This window comes from Methyloglobulus morosus KoM1, assembly GCF_000496735.2.
In the GTDB taxonomy this organism is placed as follows: Bacteria; Pseudomonadota; Gammaproteobacteria; order Methylococcales; family Methylomonadaceae; genus Methyloglobulus; species Methyloglobulus morosus.
The window spans coordinates 24,875-44,614 of the sequence record NZ_AYLO01000089.1; the positions used below are offsets into that span (position 1 = coordinate 24,875).

13 protein-coding genes are annotated in these 19,740 nt (G+C 45.1%); 3 read left to right on the forward strand and 10 right to left on the reverse strand.

What is annotated here, in order from left to right; translation table 11 throughout:
* Positions 1-130: 130 nt before the first annotated feature.
* Genes MGMO_RS11700 through MGMO_RS11730 form a run of 7 tightly spaced genes read right to left on the reverse strand, consistent with a single transcriptional unit; the run spans position 131 to position 12,791 of the window.
* A complete protein-coding gene (locus tag MGMO_RS11700) occupies positions 131-7,558 on the reverse strand; it encodes a strawberry notch-like NTP hydrolase domain-containing protein (RefSeq protein ID WP_023495262.1) in 7,428 nt (2,475 codons plus the stop codon).
* A 5-nt stretch (positions 7,559-7,563) separates the two neighbouring features.
* A complete protein-coding gene (locus tag MGMO_RS19645) occupies positions 7,564-7,791 on the reverse strand; it encodes a hypothetical protein (protein ID WP_023495263.1) in 228 nt (75 codons plus the stop codon).
* A gap of 46 nt (positions 7,792-7,837) precedes the next feature.
* Positions 7,838-8,428, reverse strand: coding sequence for a conjugative transfer signal peptidase TraF (gene traF / locus MGMO_RS11710; protein WP_023495264.1), 591 nt, complete (start codon positions 8,426-8,428; stop codon positions 7,838-7,840).
* A complete protein-coding gene (locus tag MGMO_RS11715; protein WP_023495265.1) occupies positions 8,406-10,421 on the reverse strand; it encodes a type IV secretory system conjugative DNA transfer family protein in 2,016 nt (671 codons plus the stop codon). Before MGMO_RS11715 ends, traF begins: the two co-directional genes overlap by 23 nt.
* Positions 10,418-10,744 (reverse strand): hypothetical protein, encoded by a 327-nt coding sequence (locus MGMO_RS11720; protein ID WP_152976352.1) that lies wholly within the window; start codon positions 10,742-10,744, stop codon positions 10,418-10,420. The genes MGMO_RS11715 and MGMO_RS11720 overlap by 4 nt, the downstream gene beginning before the upstream one ends.
* Positions 10,741-12,423 carry a TraI/MobA(P) family conjugative relaxase gene (gene traI, locus MGMO_RS11725; RefSeq protein WP_023495267.1) on the reverse strand — a complete coding sequence of 561 codons (1,683 nt, stop codon included), beginning with the start codon at positions 12,421-12,423 and terminating at the stop codon, positions 10,741-10,743. Before traI ends, MGMO_RS11720 begins: the two co-directional genes overlap by 4 nt.
* Complete coding sequence (locus MGMO_RS11730) at positions 12,420-12,791, reverse strand: plasmid mobilization protein (RefSeq protein WP_023495268.1); 372 nt, start codon at positions 12,789-12,791, stop codon at positions 12,420-12,422. The genes traI and MGMO_RS11730 overlap by 4 nt, the downstream gene beginning before the upstream one ends.
* Positions 12,792-13,136: 345 nt before the next feature.
* Here MGMO_RS11730 and MGMO_RS11735 point away from each other — a divergent pair, with 345 nt between their 5' ends.
* Genes MGMO_RS11735 through MGMO_RS11745 form a run of 3 tightly spaced genes read left to right on the forward strand, consistent with a single transcriptional unit; the run spans position 13,137 to position 14,826 of the window.
* Positions 13,137-13,547 carry a TraK family protein gene (locus tag MGMO_RS11735; RefSeq protein WP_023495269.1) on the forward strand — a complete coding sequence of 137 codons (411 nt, stop codon included), beginning with the start codon at positions 13,137-13,139 and terminating at the stop codon, positions 13,545-13,547.
* Entirely contained in the window at positions 13,547-14,284 is a 738-nt protein-coding gene (locus MGMO_RS11740; protein ID WP_023495270.1) for a P-loop NTPase family protein, read from the forward strand. The genes MGMO_RS11735 and MGMO_RS11740 overlap by 1 nt, the downstream gene beginning before the upstream one ends.
* The gene (locus MGMO_RS11745; protein WP_023495271.1) at positions 14,281-14,826 is read left to right on the forward strand and encodes a transcriptional activator TraM; all 546 of its coding nucleotides are present in this window, start codon (positions 14,281-14,283) and stop codon (positions 14,824-14,826) included. The genes MGMO_RS11740 and MGMO_RS11745 overlap by 4 nt, the downstream gene beginning before the upstream one ends.
* Before the next feature lie 196 nt (positions 14,827-15,022).
* On the opposite strand, the gene MGMO_RS11750 is transcribed toward MGMO_RS11745, so the two are convergent.
* The 3 genes from MGMO_RS11750 to MGMO_RS11760 all read right to left on the reverse strand — a co-directional run bounded on the left by MGMO_RS11750 (position 15,023) and on the right by MGMO_RS11760 (position 19,734).
* Complete coding sequence (locus MGMO_RS11750; protein WP_023495272.1) at positions 15,023-17,500, reverse strand: S8 family peptidase; 2,478 nt, start codon at positions 17,498-17,500, stop codon at positions 15,023-15,025.
* Positions 17,501-18,493 (reverse strand): AAA family ATPase, encoded by a 993-nt coding sequence (locus MGMO_RS11755; protein ID WP_023495273.1) that lies wholly within the window; start codon positions 18,491-18,493, stop codon positions 17,501-17,503.
* A gap of 149 nt (positions 18,494-18,642) precedes the next feature.
* Entirely contained in the window at positions 18,643-19,734 is a 1,092-nt protein-coding gene (locus MGMO_RS11760; RefSeq protein WP_023495274.1) for a hypothetical protein, read from the reverse strand.
* Positions 19,735-19,740: the final 6 nt, after the last annotated feature.

Below are 19,740 nucleotides of genomic sequence, written 5' to 3' on the forward strand. Positions count from 1 at the left end.
CTCATTGGTTAGGAGTTTTATGGATGATCCATTATATATGGGTAATTTTGTAAGGTCTTATTAAGTCACTATTGTCCGTAATCAACGACAACGAAATTGTATTCGCTAGTTAAGGATCAGATACTCATATTCACATGGCTCTTCGCTTCACATGTTGTTGTTCAATCTTATCGTTATACGTTTGTTGATGCTTAAATTCGATCTGCTCAAGATTGTGTGCAATGATGCGGTTTACAAGATTGATTACTTGCTGTTCTACACCGCCCATACCATAGGCACTCTTGGTTGCGAGGTCATTGAAATCTGTAAAATTTTTCATTTTGGCTATCGCTGTTTTCTGGTCATCGGATAATTCACCTTTTCGTGCTTTTTCTGGTGTGACTGGGCTTAGGGTTGCTGGATAAGTCTGTTCGCCCTGTGCGAAAATAGGAAAAATAGCTGTACCATTGACCAAAGTTGCGGCTTGGTGTGCTTTTTCTTTCCCTGGATTACGTCCTTCCGTCAATTCCAGGTGCAGATCGTTATCGCCAGCGATAATAATTGGCTTGTTTGGGAATTTTTCGCGCAATAATCTTGCAACATTTGGGAGATTGCCGGAATCAAAGGCGGCAATGGTTGGAAAGCCGAGTGCTTGTGATAAAGTGTCCACTGTTGCATAACCTTCGCCTATAATTATTGTGGGAGAAAGAGCGAGAGCATAAAGCCCTTGACCTCCGGCAACATGGAAGGTGTTTTGTTTTTCGCCACCTGGTGCAAACCGCTTGATGCCATTGCCTTGAATGGATTGCAAAGACCGGATATCACCGTCGCTGTCTATCGCTGGCAACAGCAAATCCCCGGCGGTAAAAACTAATTTTTCAGGGTTGGATTTCCGCAATTTCTGTGACTCTTTGCGGTTTTTACCAATAAGGATATTAATATCTATCGGTAATTCAGTGTTAGCTTCTGGCACAACCCGCAAATTGCCCGGTCTTACTTGCTTCAGTTGTAAATAAGGATGATCGGCAGGTGCAGGCGGTGCAATTACCAACAATCTTCTTACAGCGTGGGCAACCGCATCTTGTTTGGCCTTTAGTGCGGCTTCGCGCTCTTGTAACTTAACGGCATTATTGGCTTGCAACTGCGCTTTTTCCGTTTCGCTCAAGGTATAACCCTTCGCTTTCCATTTTAACGAATCGCCCGTTCTGTTGTTTTGGATATAACCGGCGGGGTGGCCATCGAGGTAGGCGACATAAAAGCCAGCGCGTTCCCCTGGCTTATCGCCTTCGGTTGCAATTCGGTGGGTTTGACCATCCATGATAGGATGCTCGCCCGTTATAAGGCATCCCAATGAAGCCAATGCGTCGGTAAATTCTTGTTGCGGTGTCAGTGCGGGCGTTTGTTGGTCTTCTATGTAAGCCGGCAACCACTGCGACAAGGTGCCCATATTCGCATTGTCACCGATATACCAGGATTTGGCATTTTTATCCCACATTGCCCCAGCTTCCTTGGCAATGTTCCGGTCAGTATAGGGTACGGCAAGGTATTGGCGGTCTGTTTTGGTTTTATTGTCGGTTTGCGGCCATTGGCTAAATAGGCTTATATCGACATTAGCGGGAGCATACCATGACTGGATTTCGCGATCCCACTTGGCACCCAATTCCTTAGCTTGATTTCTTTCCTGGTAAGGCACTTGAAGATAGGTTCTATTCTCAATCCTTGCTTTGTTAACGGCTTCTTCATAATCGGCTGCGGTCGCACTGGATAATAGTGACAAGTCTTTCGGTAATGTCGTAAAGATAGATTCTGTAACCTGTGTAAGATTGGCTTCTATCTCGTTTTGTTGTTGATCATGCGCTTGGTTAGCTGTTTCCTTTTGTGTTTGCATTTGCTCTTGTTCAAGACCCAACACAAACGCCTGGATTTTTTCAGCATCAGCCGCCGCCCGAAAGATTTCAAGAGGATCGTCCCTTAGCGTCTTAATCCAAGAACCCACATAAGCGGTATGTTGCTCTGGATCATGACCGATGCCTAAAGTATCGCCAAGCAACATGCTGGAGATTTCGGCGCGTAATTCTTCTGTGGCATAACCTTCACTGCCGAACGGATGCGCCAAGTCACGGTTCAACCGTGACTCATGGCCTGTCCAATGGCCGAGTTCATGAAGTGCCGTAACATAATATTTATCCGCACTGAGGAATTGGCCTTTTTCGGGCAAATAAATACTGTCGGACGATGGCCGGTAAAATGCCCTACCACCCGCACTATGGTTTATCAATGCACCTGATGCCGATAAAATGGCTTCAGCACGCTCAATAGCATCCCAGGTTTGTTCTTTCTTCTGTAGGGGTGGCAATCCATCAATCTGATCGGCATTAAACACGGTGGCATAAAACACCCGTGGCCTTTCCAGCTTGACCGTTATCTTCACCGGATTCCCTTCGTCATCCAATACCGTTTTGCCGTCTTCGTCTTTCTTGATGTGTTGTTCAGTAAACTTCCAATATTGGATAGTTGTCCCTTTTTCACCCCGGCGGACTTGTCCGCCCAGTTCACTGGCTTGCTTGTAAGTCATCCAGCGTTGATCGCCACGCTCCTGTGACATAAGCTGTAAGGCATTGATGCCTTTATAGCGGTTGCCGGTGAGTGGGTTAAATGGCACAAATGAGCCGGATTCCCCTGCTTCCCAAGGCCGTTGCCAGGGGGCAGTGCCTTGTTCAAGTTGCCTGATTAAGTTTTCGGCGACGGTTTCATGAAAGGCTTTCTTGTTTTCATTCATTGGCATAACCTCCTGTGGGTTATCACGGTATGATTTGAAAATGCTTACGATGTCAGTGGATGATTTGCCATTGGCTTGGGAATATATGGTTTCGGTTGTTGGTGGTTTTGGAACGCCGTATTCTTGCTCAACCGAATTGGCTTCTTGATTGCGGTTTTTCTCAATTAAATCGACAACCGGTTTAGATTGAGTGATGCGCTCGAATGTCTCCAAGCCTTTGCCGCCTGTGGGAATAAAAACCCGTTCTTGCCAATTGATACGCTCAATGAACGCACCTTGGTCTTTCAGCACCCTTTTTTCGGCTTCGGCCAGGTAGCTGCGGCCTTTAATTTCGATGCGGTTTTCTTGGCTGACTTTTGCAGTTGAGATTTCCCAGCCGTTGGACAGAATGGCCTTGTTGCCATCCTTAATGGCAATGAATAGTTCATAAGCCGTCATATTGGACAAGTTGGATTCAAGCCCCAGGTTTTTAAGCGTCTGCTTGGCTGATTTTGAACTGACAAACCGTCCCAGCAGCATTTCGCCGTCTTCGGTCTGTAGTCTGTAAATCTTTTCAGAACCCTCGACCCGATCCCAGATAGGCAGGATCACGCCGACAATCATTCTTGTGGTCTTGGTTTCCGTCTTAGGTGCTCTCGCAACTTGTGCCGTCCAAAGCTCTTCTGCTTCGGCCTCATCAATCGCCCTGGACAGGGTGACTTTCTGATAACTGTTTACGTTATTTACCGAAACTGTCCGGTAATCCCAACCCCGGTGGATCACATCGGCATTATCGATATAGCTATGGCCGTCTTTTTTGATGGCATAAATGACACCGCGTCTTACAGATTTGCCATCAGTATTGATCCGCTCACCAATATCTTTCAAATAGAAGACATCACCTTGATGCTTACCGTACTCCGATACAAACCATCCGCTTATATCATTTGTAAATTGCAACCGTTTATTGGCTAACCGAAGTGCTTCTGCCCAATCGTAATAATAAAGTTCAGTGGTAACGGCCAGTTCGACATAGCGCGTTTGAGCGCCAGATGCTTTGTCTTCATAAGCCACATCGTCGCGGGTTTTCTGGATGCTTACGGCTTTCAAGGTCTGCAAGCCGCTGTCATACAAGCCATGTTGCTTGGCATATTCGACAGCCTCTATCAACCTTTTCTCGAATTCATCGAATACCGCGTTTTGCTGGCCAGTTTTAAGCGACAGCAAACGGTTCAAAAACTGAGGAATGGCCGGGATTTTGGTCTCACAGAACGAACCGTTCGAATCAAATAGATTCAAGCCCATCTGTTTGGTCACCTCCTGGAAGGACAAACCGGTCGCACCTCGGTACAGGTCGCCAAAGAAAATGTTTAACGCCGTGGTTGCATACTCACTTTCAAGGTTGTCCGCCGCCGTAAACATACCCTGGCCGGTTGCTTCCCGTTGACCCCGCGTCAATGCACCCAACTGGTCCAGTCGCCGTGCAATGGACGATACAAAACGCTTTTGCGCTTTCAGGTTGGTCGTTGGCAAGACATAATGTGGTTCTTGGGCTTGGTTCGTCCGATGGGTGCGACCGAAGCCTTGTACCGCCGAATCTGCCCGCCATCCCGGTTGCAAAATGTAATGGATGCGCTTACGCTTATTTTCAGCGGTATTGTCGGCATGGAAGCTGTATCCCGTGCCGCCTGCGCCTGAAAACACCAGTATTTTCTTTTTGTCGTTCTGGAAGGCCTCGGCATCCGCCCTTGATGAATGTTTGCCTCGTTTTTCTTCAACGACCTTCAAGTTGCCGTCATCATCACGAGTCTGGACAAAACGGCGGCTGCGGCCAGTGACTTCCGCCACCACATCTGTACCGAAGGAGTTTATGATGGAATCTAATGGATTTTCAGGGACACGAATTTGATTTAACGTTTCTAACAAGGAATCACGCAAGCCAATCGCTTCACGGTCAAAAACCTGATTGCCATCTGAATCCAACACTGGCACATATATTTTATTACCGTTGTCGTCAGTGGACTCTTGATAAGCAGCGACCGGAAATCCGTTCCTAACGTAATCCATCAACATTTGGCGCGGCGTGAAATCCAGGTCTTCTAACGCTGCATCCTGGGCAGTCGCATCAGCAATGATGCGCTCTTGAGCAGCCTCATTGGTATTGACCAACTGGATAATAGCGACATTGCCAACTTCCAGTTGTCGCCTTATGTCCTCGATGACACGGGGCGTTTGCAAGGACGTGATGACTTGGTTAAAAAAGCGTTGATGTGTTCCCCAAAACTGCGCTAATGCCGCACTTTTTGCGTTGCCGTTGCTACCCGCTTGGGTAATTTCAAGTGCCGCATCGACATTGTTTAAGACAATTTGCCAAGCCCCTGCCAATTCATTGTAAATATCTTCCTGGAATTCAGATAACTTGTGTTCCAACCGTTCGTAACTCACGCCGTCATAAGACAGGGAACGGGCGATATACATACCCATCGCTTTCATATCGCGGCTTATCAATTCCATTGAAGCGATACCACCTTTGGAAACATCGGCAATGAAAGTATTCACATCGGCAAACGGTGTGCCTTCTCCCCATAAGCCCAAGCGGTCGGCATAGCTCAGATTGCTGATTTCTGTTGCGCCGGTTGCTGATACATACACAACCCGCGCATTGGGTAACTTGCGTTGCAAATTGATCCCTGCCAAGGCTTGCTGCGAGGGTTTTCTATTGCCGCGTTTGCCTTTTACCCCAATGGCGTTGCCCATGCTGTGCGCTTCATCAAAAGCGATCACTCCGTCAAAACCATCACCCAACCAATCTATGATCTGTTGGGCGCGGGTTTTACCCTTTGTCTGCCCCAGGTCATTGGCTTGCTTCTTTTCCCCGCCACGCAAGGTCGAATAAGTCGTAAAAAGGATGCCGTCATGCTGAGTGATTGAGTTGCCAGCCTTGGTTTTGCCTTGAAAGAATAGCTTCAAAGGATTGCCGCCGATACCTGCAAAGTCCCGTTTGGCATCTTCAATCAAGCCTTCGTTAAAGGAAACCCATACGGCTTTTTTACGTCCCTGCATCAAGTTTTCCAAAATGATGCCGGAAATTTCCCGGCCTTTTCCTACCCCAGTCCCATCACCAATAAAAAAACCTTTCCGTGAGCCATTGGGCAATAGCTCGGAATGCGCTTGTCCGGCATAAACCAGGCATTCAAGTTGGGCAATCGACAGCAAACCGTCTTGTATAAGGTCAGCCGGTAGTTTTGGTGCATAGGTGGGTGGCGGCGGCTCTACTGCCGACATTGCCGCAGACTGCACCAGTTTTCCAGGGTGCTTTTGTGCGCCGGGAATGGTCAGCCGCTGTGGGGTGTAATTGGAAAACACGGCATCAGAGAACTCGGTGACTTCACCTTGCTTTGCTTCTATGGTTATGCTGGTGAGTTCATTGCTTTCAATGAGGCCCCTATTTCCTCCAGTAGTATTGCTGCCGCTTCCTCCAATGAGTCCGGCAGGTCGAGTTCGAACGTCACCCCCGATTCCGCTTCCGTCATTAACGACATCGCTAATTGGGGGTTCGCCCACAGTTTGGCTATCAATAGCTCGGGTTCGGTTATCTCCCCCGTGTCCAACAGGTACTGATCCAATGCTGCCCGAATCAGTACCAACGCCGCCAATTCGGTTGTCGGGTTGAAGGGAATCTGATACGTTTTGAGTATCTTCATCGCTTGTTGGTTTATTGTTGCTTGGTTGTAGTTGTTGATGGTCATTTTTTATACCCTCCAATAATTGTGGTAGTTCAGCGACCGACTCGACATAGCCTGTCAAAATCGGTTGGGTCGTAGCCCCGGTTTTGTCGATGACCAAAATTTGGTTATCAAACGTCGTCCCATACTTCGCATAGTCCTTGCCGGAGATGCCTATGTTTGCCCGGACTGTGTATTTCTTCTCGATGGCACTCCACCACGCCTTGAACGCGGGACGGTCAGCTGCCATGCCCTGGCCGACAATGGCAACCAAGCGGCCACCGTCTTGCAACCGTTTTAAAGCTTGTTCTATATGCCTTGCGCCGTTTGAGGTATCACGCTGGCCTTGCACACGCCCAGCGGTCGATGAAAAGGGTGGATTCATCACCACAACTGATGGCACTATTTCGCTTGGCAGGACATTATCCAGTTGCTCGGCGTTTTCCTTATACAGCAAGGACTTTGGAAAGAGTTCAGCAAGTAAGGTTTGTCGCCGAGGAGACAATTCATTCAAAATGACTTCAGCGCCGACAACCTGAGACCATACCGCCAAATCGCCCGTACCGGCAGAAGGTTCAAGTACAGCATCGGTCGATTTGACATTCGCCACCCAATTGGCCACAAACGCTAAGGCGGGTGGTGTGCTGAATTGCTGGAACTCGTCCATTTCTTCGTCGCGCTTGGTTTGCGTAGGTAATTTTTGGATACGGATTGTTAGTTCGGCAGCCTTATTATTTGCCCATGCCGCATTTTGACGGGTGAAATCAGCGTTTTCAGTTCGGATAAGATGGATGTTAAAAGCGGCTTCCATGGCATCATAAGCATCTTTTGTCGAGTACACGCCTTCCGGCTGGGTGCCGCCGAATGCGAGGTTGGCTTCCTCAGTTAAGGACTTCATGGTGATTTCACCATCTTTGTCCAACTGATCTGCCAAACTTAGCGCGAGTTGATAACGGGCTTTGTCAAAATCTACTATTCCTGTTTCATCTTCGTTTTCTATGGTTTGGGTCGAGTTATTTGAAGGTGATACGACGTCCTCGACAACAAGCCAATCATCAAATAAATCAACTTGATCTGGATTAGGGGTTTTCGCCATGACGGCTAACCTTCATCCGGGGAATCAATGCAACTGTCTAAGGCATCGGCTTCGCTTAAGGCATCTTCTTCAAAAGCACCAGCACGTTCAGCCTCATCTGGGTCAAATTCGGGTGCAAATCCCGGTGTCATGGCATCGGTCAATTTGTCGTTTAATATTTCATCGGCATTAGCATTATCATCCGAAGCATTGGGATTTATTTTTTGTATCGAATTGTCATCTAATTGTTTCATGTCTATCTCCGTATTCGGATTAAGTAACTTAACGGGCGCAGTAGACTTACCGCCAAGTCCATAAGGGTTTAACCACATCACTAATTTGGGCTAATCGGATCGGACCGAAATATCGGCTGTCAAACGATAAGGGACTGCGGTTTGTCATCACCCAGAGTTCATCGGGTTTTAGTACAATGGCCTTTTTACTAAACGGCAGCAAAGCCCTGCCTAAACCATCTTGAGACAAAACGGCACTTTGCGGCAGTAATGTTCCGTTTATATAAACACCTTGTTTATGTAGTTCTACCTTGTCGCCTGTTACGCCTACAACGATTTTTAATAAACGCTCGTAGTGGCCTGGACAATTGCCAAAACCAATATAGCCACGCTCATGCGCCATCTGGGTCAGTGAATTTTTTGCAGGACAAAACGAAACGAAATCCCCTTTTTCCGGTTGTTTATTGACCACCCAATAAAAGCCTGGGTCAACACTATGTGTCGTGTTTAACCGTAAGCCCAACCAATCGCTTACGAATAGGATTGAGAAGCCCAATAACAAAAAAGTTGTTAACACATTAATTGTCCGGTGATAACGCGATTGCTCCCGCAAAGATGTCGCCGGAGGATTAAATTTATCGACTGGATGAGCGTACATGGGTTGTTGCCCCTCTTTGTATGGAATGTTCATGCCCTGTGTCTAGCCGACCTGTCGCTCCAGCTTCTTCTATAGGTAACCGTTTGGCATCGTTACAAATGGAAGAGCTGGGTTTAAACCTTGTTTTTAAGGTATCGCTTTTTTCCGGTGGCGATATACGTGACCGCGCCATTAATGCCGGGTCTTTAAAATACAGGGGCTGGACACCGTAGATAGCCGGGTAACCCGCCATAAACACCAACATATCTCCGGGTTTTTCGATCATGCCGTGATTGTCTTTGATTGCCCCTTGCATCCGCATACATTCGTCGGGGGTCAACAAAGGCCGCTGCACTTCATGCGTGGTGCGCGATACATTGCCCAATAACATGCTGGCGCGATGACCGCTGGTAGTGATCTGCTCTTTGACAATCGTGGTCTGCCCGGTCAATTTCGACAAGTGTTCAGCGGTTTCAATGCGGTTGGGGGCAAAGGCATTGACCACGGCGCAATTCGAACTGATCGATTCATCCGGGCCATAACCGTATTCACGGCTTTTAAGTTGGGTAATGTCCTGGCAGATCAAATAACACTTGATACCATAGCCCCTTAAAAAGGCCAAAGATTCCTGCAAAATATCCAGTTTGCCCAAGGCCGGAAACTCATCCAGCATCAATAACAGACGATGCTTATAAGACGCTTTGGGTATCCCGTCGCTAATGGTCAAGCCCTGCGCGGATAAACGGATAACCATGTTGATAAGTATACGAACTAGTGGACGTAGCCGGGTTTTATCATTCGGTTGCGTAACAATATACAGACTCACGGGTGAGTCGTTGTTCATCAAGTCGTTAATGCAAAAATCCGAGCTGCAAATATTTTCAGCCACGACCGGATCACGATAGAGAGATAAATACGATTTGGCAGTTGACAGTACCGACCCGGCTTCCTCAATGGGCCGGCTGATCATGTCCATGGCGGCTGACGATACCAATTCATGTGAGCTTCCGTTTCGATGCAAGTTGTAGCGCATCTCTTGCCATAAATCGTTTAAAGATTTTTGCGGATCGGACAACATCCGGTCAATGTGTTGTAAGGTGGCCTTTTCTCCTGTTTTTTTGGCAAGGTATAAGGCATGGATCATGACCCCGACCAGCAAGGCATGGGAAGTCTTTTGCCAATGCGTTTCTAAGCCACGACCATCTGGGTCTACAATTAAGTTAACCAGGTTCTGCACGTCGCCGACTTCAAATTGTGTCCCTAAGCGGATTTCATCCAAGGGGTTCCAGCGTACTGAATCTTTAGTCGCAGGTTCGAAGCGTAACACTTTATTGTTGGCACGTTGTTGTCGCCAACCTGCGGTCGCCCCCCATAATTCGCCCTTTAAATCGGTGATGACCGTGCTTTGCGGCCAGGTCAAAAGCGTCGGGATCACCAAGCCCACGCCTTTGCCGGAACCAGTAGGAGCGATACACAACACATGCTCGCCGCCACTGTGCCGTAAATAATGGGTTTGTCCGCGTTTATCTTGCCAAGCCCCCACAAAAACACCACTACTTTTTAGTTGTTGCTTACCCAATAGCCAAAAAAATAATCTTCTTGGACGAGGCAACAATCCGGAAAGTCGGATGTCTTTCAAGTTCGCCCACCGTGCCGAACCGTGCATATAAAGGCTGGCTTTTGCCGAGTTATCCAAGACCATAATAACAACGGTCTGCAATAGCAATCCTACGCCAGCCACTAAAATTCCGAAATTACCGGCGCGTAGCAGATAGGAAGAATAGGTTTCTCCCCAATTTACAGCCCAGACAATAATTGCCCAAGGTGCGTAGATATGGAACACATTCAAACCAAGCAAAGGGTGAAATTGAAATTCAAAGGCAAATACCTGGGTTGCGGTTTGTAATCCTAACCATAGAGCCATGAGTGCAACAAAAGCCCGTAACCCCTTATTTGAACTGCTACCCGATTTATGCGCCAATGGGCCAATCGAATTGTTAAACTTATCCTTCATGGCTTTGCACCGCGCCGATAGGCTTTAAAATCCACAACCTGGGCTCTTTGCATAACCTTGTCTTTTCTATTCGCTTTAATCTTGAATTTTATTTTGTTGGCGATATCACCAAGTCGAGGATTGGGCAATAAATATGACAAGACATAAATAACTGGCAGAGTAAGCACGACATCTCCGGCTAAGCCAAATAGTGTATGGATTAGCCATGCCACTAATACCAGAACAATCAAACCCATCATAAATTTGATTAAATACCAAACCCCAAACAAAACGATAAATGGGAATAAACAAACCCATCGTACGATTGACATGATTTTCATCATCGCCTCCTGCCCATGCTTTGTTGGGTGGTTAATATCTTGACTGCGCCGTCGCCGAACATTTGTTTCTCGGCACTTAATTGCACCCGCCGCCGTTCCAGGTGGTCTTGGTCGAAGCTGATGTTGAGTCCGGCTTTGACGGAAGCCCTAACGACGTTTTCCTGAAATAGTTCGTTACCGTGTACGGATAACTGGTATCCATGTCGCTGTTTGGCATGGACAAGGGCAGTCGTCAGCACGTCTTGGTTGGCTTCGGCGGCTACAAGGAAGTGGTTGCCGTCGTCTTTAATGACGGCTTTATCGTGCAAATAAAACACCGTGCCTTTCTTGGTGATCTTGACTTTGGGTAACTGGGGATCATGCGGTATTGCGCCTGGTTGTTCCGCCGCGTTGTATTTTGACTTAACGAGGTAATTCCCCCTTTGGTCATTATTCACATGCCGCTGCCGTAACAGTTGCAAGGCATCCCGTTTGCCCTGTACGGCTTGTGTTTGCAGCCAATCCAGCCAAGTTTGTCGCCGATGTTGGTTGTACAGCCGCTGCCTTTTGTGTTTGTATTCTGCGTTTATTTGCTTGATGTCGGCTTGTAAGTATTTACCGACCAACCCAAGCAGCAGTTTTTTGTTGATACCGGGTTGGATGAGGGCTTTGATCCAACGGCGCTTATTATCGGCTTTGTCTTTGGCTTGTTGGATTTGGGCTTTATGTTGTGCCCTTGCCTTGTGCATAGCGTCGTTTCGGATAACGCTTTTTTCCACCATTTGAGACTGATAAACGCTGAACAGTTCTGCGCTGTATAATTTGGCTTGGTTATTAATGCGTACTGATTGTTGTTCGGTTTTTGCTGAATTGTTTGTCAATGGCGACCGTTCATAGCTTTGTTTGACTTTGATTGCTGCAAGGCTTCGTTCATTGGCAGGTTGGAAACTGCCTAAACGTTGTTCCAATTGTTTCTTGGAGCATTCCCGGGCGACGGAACTGGCTTTTACACCCAGCTCAGAATCAAGCGTACAAATTGCCAAGCCATTACCCCTAGCCTTAATACGAAGACCATTTTCATGCAATACAGTATGCAATGCTTCCCAACTATTGGCTTGCTTAATCTGAGCCAGGGCATTTTGTTGTATCCAGGTAATCAGGCTTTCGACCCCGGCATGGGCTTCCATATCCCGCGCCCTACCTGCACTGTGGTTACGTTGGGTGCTGTGGTTGTCAACTTCCAGGCCGTATTGCTGTTCGAGATTGGCACACAGTTTCGCCAAGGTATTATAGTCTTGGAAGGGATTATGGATGGTGTGCTTGACTGGATGGACTTTATTGATGGCGATATGGATATGCAGGTTTTCGGTATCACAGTGGACAGCACTGACGCGTTGATGGCCTTTAAAGCCAAGGACAGTACAGATTTCATCCTCGATGGTTTTCAAGGTTTCTGTGCTGGGTTCTTCCCCGGCACGGAATGAGACGATCAGGTGGTAGGTTTTATCAGATGTAGCGCGGCGGTTTTGCATCTGAGTGTTAAGGACTTCCAAAATAGCATCTTCTGCTTCATCACTGTAACAGTTGGTAATATTGACCACCCCCAATCGGAATGTCGTATCTTGCTCATCGGTGATATAAGCCACCAATTTAGCAAAATGGCTTTTCTCTGCCGTTTTCATCGGGATGGCCTTGGCAATCATGGCTTAACCACCTGTTTAATGATAGCTTTCATGCTTGCCTGGTTGGCTTTGATGTCAGAAATCGTGGCCACGATTTGTTCTTTGTATCCGTGGGTACTGACGTGTTGAAAACTCGCTTCGTTACCAAGACAAAGCTTTAACAAGCCGCCCAATCGCCCAAGGTCACCGTTGATCCGAACCAGTTCATCGACTTTGCGGTGATCAACCAAGCTCACAATGCCAAACCCTAAGCCAACTGTCCGCAAGAAGTTGGAAACGGATAACCCGCATTGTCCGGCTTTTTCAATGAGGGTTTGCCGTTCATCAGGCGTACAACACACCTTGATCGGTGTGGTGGTTTTCCGGTTGGATGTTGACTCAATCTTCATTCTCCACCTCACTTTTCTCTAACGTTGTCCCGCAGGGCAGGATGTTCGTTGAGCGCTGCAAGCGCGAATAAGAATTGTGAAGTTGGCAACCGTGAAACGGTTGGCCAACTTCACCTATCCTGCCCGCCTTTTCTGTGTAACTTTAGCTATATTATTACTTAAAATAATTGTATTTGTCAATATATTATGATATTTTCATATTATAACCATATAGATACATTAATTACTTATAATAACAGATTGTTTAAATATTTATAACTTAATGTCTAACAGTTTCACATATTTGCGATTAGTATCCAAATATACTCCTGAATGATGTGAACTAATTTCCGATGAGGTTAAAAAATGTCTGAGTCAACAAAAGCCAATGCCCTTGAAAAAGCCCTGGTTGCGCGGGCGAAACAATCAAATAATCTAAGCTACGTGGAATTTTTGGCGAATCTGGAACTGATTAAGACCTATTTAGAGAAAGGCTATACCGCTAAGGCGCTCTGGGAAGCCTTAACGGAAGAAAACATCATCACGGTTCATTACGTGACTTTTTCCAGGTATCTCAGAAAACAAAATTTAACTCGGCATAGCGAGAAAGCAGAGCAAGGAGGTAAACCCACTTCAAATGATCCCAAAATCAAGACTGGTACGCTGAATTCGGCATCTCAAAGCGTTGAGTCCATTCATCAGGTAGAGCCTACCAAGTTAAATCTACCCGATGGTATGTCCCATCACCCCAAAATCAACCCAAAGGATTTAATCTAATGTCTAAAATACATGTCATTCTCCAAGGTAAGGGCGGCGTTGGAAAATCATTGATCGCAAGCCTACTCACGCAATATCTAATCCATAAGCACAGTGATCCAAAGAAACCGCTGACTTTAATTGATACTGACCCCATCAACAAAACTTTCAGCCGATATGATCACCTGCCTGTTAAGTCGCTAGACATCATCGAGAACGATGAAATCAACCAGCGTAAATTCGATGAAATTATAGAATTAATAGTGCAATCACAAGGCGACACGGTAATTGATAACGGTGCGAGTTCATTCATTGCCTTATCAACCTACATTAAGGAGATGGGCATACCGGAAATATTACAAAGCCTCGGCCATGAGTTGATCATCCATACCGTCATCACAGGCGGACAGGCGCTAAACGACACCTTAGTGGGCTTTGCTCAAATGGCGCACCACTTAAAGGGAAATACCAAATTTATTGTCTGGCTCAATTCCTACTGGGGCGAAGTGAAGTCTGATGGTAAAACATTTGAGCAGATGGCTGTCTATAAGGCGAATAAGGAGTCCATCACTGCATTGATCCAAATACCGGAGCATAAGCATGAAACATTCGGGCATGATTTAAGCACCATGCTGAATCAAAACCTGACCTTCGATGAAGCGATAAATGATCCTGACAAAACAATCATGACCCGGCAAAGATTAAAAATCATGCAAGACGATATTTTTAAGAGACTGGATGCTGCGGTAATTTTATGAGCGAGGGATTGTTAAGTCGGGGCATTGATAGCAGCCAAGCGAATCAAGCAACTAAGATAAAAACTGATCGGTCAGACGATGGCATGGAAGCCATCATCCGTGCTGTTGCTGTAAAGCACGGTATTGCTCTTGGCAATAACGATCCAATCCTGGTTTTGCAAACCATCAACGGTTTATTATTGGACGAATTCGCCCGCAAGCAAGAAGTGTTAATCCATGAATTCCATGTTAATTTGGAAGCAGCCGCTGATTTGTGGAGCAAGAACATGGAAAGTAAAGCCAGTGAGATTCTAGGCAATATGGAAAACAGTCACCGGCATCTTATAAACGAGCTGATTGAACAGCAGATTGAAAACCTTGCCAGGGAAATTGCCGACAAAAGCGGTGACATCACCATGGAGCAACAACTCAGGGCTTCAAAGCATTTAAGGTCTTTAAATAGCCAGTTAAAAACCATGCGGTCAATGCTCTATGTTAATTTTGCCGCTTCAATAATGGCGCTGGTTTCGGCAATTGTTATGCTTTGGTTATCCGTCAAGTGATTTCGGCTCTGCTGGAGAGAATAATCCACAAAAATTGCTCATAACCTTGTGGTATTGTCTCTTTTGTTAGGCATAAGTCCTAAAAAATTAATGGGTTTGGTTAGTTTGACTATGTTTTGGTCAAAATAGCTATTTGTACGAGTCTTAATCAAAATTTTGAAATTTTGCCAACAAAGAGTGCCTAATTTATAAAAAATTAAACAACCACCGGCAGCGATATTTGATTTTCTACCGGCGTGTAAATGTCCGTTTCAACCCCAGGTGTTTTAATACTGACAATCAAAGCATAGCGAGCGTGTTTCCCCCAACGCTCTAAATTTGCTCGTTCTTTCCACCAACCTATAACCGGATAAACAGCTATATAGCCGCGTTCTGCAAGTTCTGCCGCCGAACCATACCAGATATCAGAATGAATGGAACCCAAACTGCGTAAATTTTCACCCAATTGCCATTCCCCACTTTCGGGCTTAGATAGCCGATTGTATTCTTCATCCCTCGCAACTTGATTGATGCGCTGTTTAAATTCAGACAAACTTTCAAGTGATCGGCGCACATCAAAACGTAACCCGTGGGATGCATAGCGGTATTTGTTTACCCAGCCTCTTGAACCTGGATTCGGTTCAATAAAATAAGATAAGGTAACTCTCATTTCAACGCGGGTATCTGCTGGTAAATCGCGTAACACTACACTAGGCCATGGCAAACTATGTAAATTTATATCACTCGTTTTTACTGTGCTTTTTTCTTTATCATAAGGTTGCAATACATCTTGTGCGATTAACGTTAATTCATTTCGACTGCTCCAAAATAACGTTTCCTCATCGGGGACACCATAACCGCAATATCGCAATAATTGCCGATATTTATCCTTGGTGCTTAATGGTGCAAACCTTGCTTGCATAGCTGCTGTCCATTGCGAAGAGTGAATCATTAATGCACGGATTGTTTCAGGCCAGTATTCAGGATATTGAGCTTGTACTTTTGCCGCTAAATGTGCTGCTAATGCTGCTGCAGCACTGGTATCGCCAGACGAAACCAGTTGCTTACCCATTAAAAAATTATGCCCAGTCGTCAACAATTGCAGGGCATCATCAATATAATCGGCATGTTCATATTCTGGATTTTTAGCCATATTGCCTGCTTCCATAACAATATCCGGCTTAATAGGCCAGATTTTCTGCCAATTCATGGAAGTACAACTGGAAGGAGATAAATCACCTAAAGGCGCTATTGGCAACCAACCTGGATTTTCTTCAGGATCAAGCCGGACTTTTTCGGTATAGCCCCCAACTGTTAAAGCGTTCCATGATTGTCCCGGATCATGAACTTCATCGGTCATGTTATTGTTTGGGTATTCGTGCCTCATGGCTAAATCTGTATTACCAGCTGATAAAATAATCAATCGTTGTTGTTCGTCTTCATACCCAGATGTAATGGCATCAATCGTTGCTGACCAGGATGAAGGCCGCCCTCCATCTCTATCATCAGTGGCAGTCAAAGCCATGCAATAAACGCGTTGCCGATCTGGTACAATTTCAACCCGAGCGATACTTTCGCGTGTAATCGCACCATATAAACGCTTATCCTCATGAAAACCTGGAGATGGTGTGACTTTAACCGATTCAATACGGTGCGTAAGTTGTATAGGAAAGGCAGAAGCCAACACATCGGTTAAGTCGCCATAAGCTGATAAACCGGCCATTTCAGTACCGTGTCCATGTCTGTCATCAGTACCCCATGCCGGATTATAGGTGTGCATATCCTTTGAATCCGCAACCAGTTCAAGCAAAGGGTGTTTTTCATTCATCCCGGTATCCAGAATGCAAACAAAAGGAGCAGCATCAGACGGAGGCATCAAATGCCCCAATGTTTGGCTAATCCAGTCATGTTGTTCTTTCCTATCCATACCGGTAAAAAAATCGGCTGTGTCTTTTGCTTTTCTAAGTTCAGCAATTGAACCTAATAGATGAATGGAACGGCTCATCTGATCTTTAGTGCCATAAACAAGCACTACCGTTCTATCAATAAACCGTATTGACTCAATACCGACCTTCATTTCCAATTGAACGGCATGTTCACGAAGAAAAGCTTCATAATCAATGTTGTCGGCACAACGTAACCAAACCTCCCACCAGATTGACACCTCGGCATCAGGCAATAACGCAGTATCATCAGTCCAGAGCGCATCCAAAGCGGCCAATTTTATGGCAGCAATGTTTGCAACCAGATCATTGTTTTTGGGTTTGTCTTTTGGCGTATTTTCATCTTGGTATTGAGTAATTCTTTTCAGAAAATAAGTTAGTTTTCCTTCGGGGACAAAAACAGTGGCAATGATCTTGCCATCTATTTCTTTAACGGCACAAAGCTCAATGCCGCTGCGCTGAACTTCCAGGCTTTTAAACTTTAATTCAAAGTCTTTTTCGCTTTCAAAAGCCAGATAAATTCCGTTATTGACATCCAATCCGAATGCTTTTTGTTCTTGAATGATGCTAGTTTCTTGGATTTTAGCTTGTTCAATTTGGGTGAGCAGTTGTTGGGCGTGTATGCTCCTATTCCGCTGGGGAATTTCTAGTTCTGCTCCGCCACCTCCTTTCTTAGGTCGCGTATACAGACTTTTTGTGGCAGTATTTTTTACAAAAAGATGCGGAAGGTGTTCCTTGCTGTTCTGAGCCATTTACGGTTTTGATTGTTGCTTCTGCCGTACTAAACACCGCTCTTTTATTGAGAACATGAGGTCTGAATGACTAACACACTCTTTGTTGGAGATAATCGAATTTCTGATAGCATCTTCGCAAGCTCTGGTAATATCGCCATAGCTTAAGGTATCCGCCGCTTCAGCCGCTTTAGTCCAAAAAATTTTGGAGGTCTTAAAAGCTGCCAATTTCGATTTTAAGGCCGCAATGATTTCTTGTTTTTCTGGTAAATCATATTCGATCAGATCATCGAAACGTCGAAACAATGCATGATCAAGCAATTCTGAATGATTAGTTGCCGCTAATAACAAGCTGTCGGACGTATCCTGTTCGATCATCTGTAAAAAACTATTCAGCACACGGCGTATTTCGCCAACATCGTTAGAATTGCCCCTTTGTGACCCAATACTATCAAACTCATCAAACAAATAAACGCCACGGGTTTGCTGAATGGCATCAAATATTAACCGCAGCTTGCCCGCTGTCTCTCCCATATATTTTGTCATCAGGCTTTCAAGCCTGACAATAAATAATGGTAAACCGAGTTCACCCGCCAAAACTGATGCAGTTAAGGTTTTGCCAGTTCCCGGCGGGCCGATCAACAACAGCTTTTTACGGGGAGCTAAACCGTGAGATCGCAACTTTTGAACCTGTTTATGTTCCTTGATTAGCCTTTGTAGCTTTGTTTCTATGTTGGCTGATAAGACCATATCTACCAAGCGCAACTTTGGATACGTAACATTGAGTAAATGACCAAGCTCACCTTTCGGTTTAACCAATGGTATTGGAGTTGTATCATTCTTGTGAGGATTAGATTTTGCCTCGTCGATTAAGTCTCGAATTTCCTTAGCGAGTTTTCCATGCCCTTGTTTTGCTTCTTGAGCCGCCATCTGCATAGCAATAGACAAAAACAAAGCATCATCGCCATCAACATGGGATTTAAGCAAAGCTTTTATTTGGGTAGCGATAGCCATATAAGTGAGTCACTATGGTTACGTAATTGGGTCATTATGATCCAATGTGATCGATTTTGCCAGATAAGGTATGATCATTTTTGGTTTTGCGAGCCTTTTATATAACCTGGACATTTTGGGATGTGGACTCTTAAATACACCGGATTACCTTAAATTGCATTAAACAACCCTGCCTGATTACAAGCTTCTAAAAAGGGTAATTTTAGAAAATTCACTTCAGCAAATGGTTTTAATTTTGCTTGTCGAACTAAGGTAATAAAAATCATTTCGGGATTGCTGCCATCATTTTGGCACTCATCCAAGACTTGTTCAATCCAGTACTTACCAGCATTTTCAGTACAACACATGGCTTTGTATCGTTCTTCTATGCCATAAACATCCAACCAAGTGTTTATTTCCTCAGTGAACTCATCGGGTCCTACCTTAATAACAATATCTCCAGGTTTAATAGATGTCCAATCTTGACAACAAATGGCTATTTCAATATTTAGTGAATAGTCATTGGCCTGATAGGGATAGAAACTTTTTCGTCGAACACCTGATTGCTTTTTGAGTGGGTTTTTGAATTGATAAAGCGGGTTTTTGGTCAGTTTATAGGAACTATTGCAGTTGTTGCAGGCTGGTGCTAAATTTCTGAAATTTATAGAATTAAAGGGATATATGCCCTTAGGTAAAAAATGATCATAAGCTTCACGCGTAGAATGATCGATGCCTTTTATATCTGAGATACCGCAAAATGGGCATTTACCGCTTGAATTTATGGTCACAAAAGTTTTGTAATGATCGTCAATAACACCAATTCTATTGGTAATTGATTTCAGCGATAGGAAATCTTGAGCATACAAATTTTTAAAAAACTGCCCCAGATGTCTGCTTAAATCTTCTGAAATACTTTCAATATCGGAGTAGGTCGCTGGTGTTGCAGAAGCATCATTGGCACAGAGCAAACCTATATTGTTATTTGACTCATACCAATGCGATAACTTGGCAATATCTGCATCTGAAACCAACTTGAAATCTTCAAAAATTTGCTGTAAGCCAGTTAAAAAAAACTCTGCACCTTTGACCGCGCTGAAATGTAACTCGGTTACGATTTCATAGAGCTCTTGGTTTTCAGTAAAAAGTGTATCGATACTATATGTATTACCCTTTGCCTTGCTCCATACTTCAAAAAAAATAAAATCAACATATGTCTGCATTTTCTCCATATCATGCGGTACATAAGTGTAGGGAAATAACATCGGCTT

Bases quoted from the DNA above. Each gene is read 5' to 3' on its own strand.
- MGMO_RS11700 (WP_023495262.1), bottom strand. From the start codon at position 7,558: ATGGCGAAAACCCCTAATCCAGATCAAGTTGATTTATTTGATGATTGG.
- MGMO_RS19645 (WP_023495263.1), bottom strand. From the start codon at position 7,791: ATGAAACAATTAGATGACAATTCGATACAAAAAATAAATCCCAATGCT.
- traF (WP_023495264.1), bottom strand. From the start codon at position 8,428: ATGTACGCTCATCCAGTCGATAAATTTAATCCTCCGGCGACATCTTTG.
- MGMO_RS11715 (WP_023495265.1), bottom strand. From the start codon at position 10,421: ATGAAGGATAAGTTTAACAATTCGATTGGCCCATTGGCGCATAAATCG.
- MGMO_RS11720 (WP_152976352.1), bottom strand. From the start codon at position 10,744: ATGATGAAAATCATGTCAATCGTACGATGGGTTTGTTTATTCCCATTT.
- traI (WP_023495267.1), bottom strand. From the start codon at position 12,423: ATGATTGCCAAGGCCATCCCGATGAAAACGGCAGAGAAAAGCCATTTT.
- MGMO_RS11730 (WP_023495268.1), bottom strand. From the start codon at position 12,791: ATGAAGATTGAGTCAACATCCAACCGGAAAACCACCACACCGATCAAG.
- MGMO_RS11735 (WP_023495269.1), top strand. From the start codon at position 13,137: ATGTCTGAGTCAACAAAAGCCAATGCCCTTGAAAAAGCCCTGGTTGCG.
- MGMO_RS11740 (WP_023495270.1), top strand. From the start codon at position 13,547: ATGTCTAAAATACATGTCATTCTCCAAGGTAAGGGCGGCGTTGGAAAA.
- MGMO_RS11745 (WP_023495271.1), top strand. From the start codon at position 14,281: ATGAGCGAGGGATTGTTAAGTCGGGGCATTGATAGCAGCCAAGCGAAT.
- MGMO_RS11750 (WP_023495272.1), bottom strand. From the start codon at position 17,500: ATGGCTCAGAACAGCAAGGAACACCTTCCGCATCTTTTTGTAAAAAAT.
- MGMO_RS11755 (WP_023495273.1), bottom strand. From the start codon at position 18,493: ATGGCTATCGCTACCCAAATAAAAGCTTTGCTTAAATCCCATGTTGAT.
- MGMO_RS11760 (WP_023495274.1), bottom strand. From the start codon at position 19,734: ATGTTATTTCCCTACACTTATGTACCGCATGATATGGAGAAAATGCAG.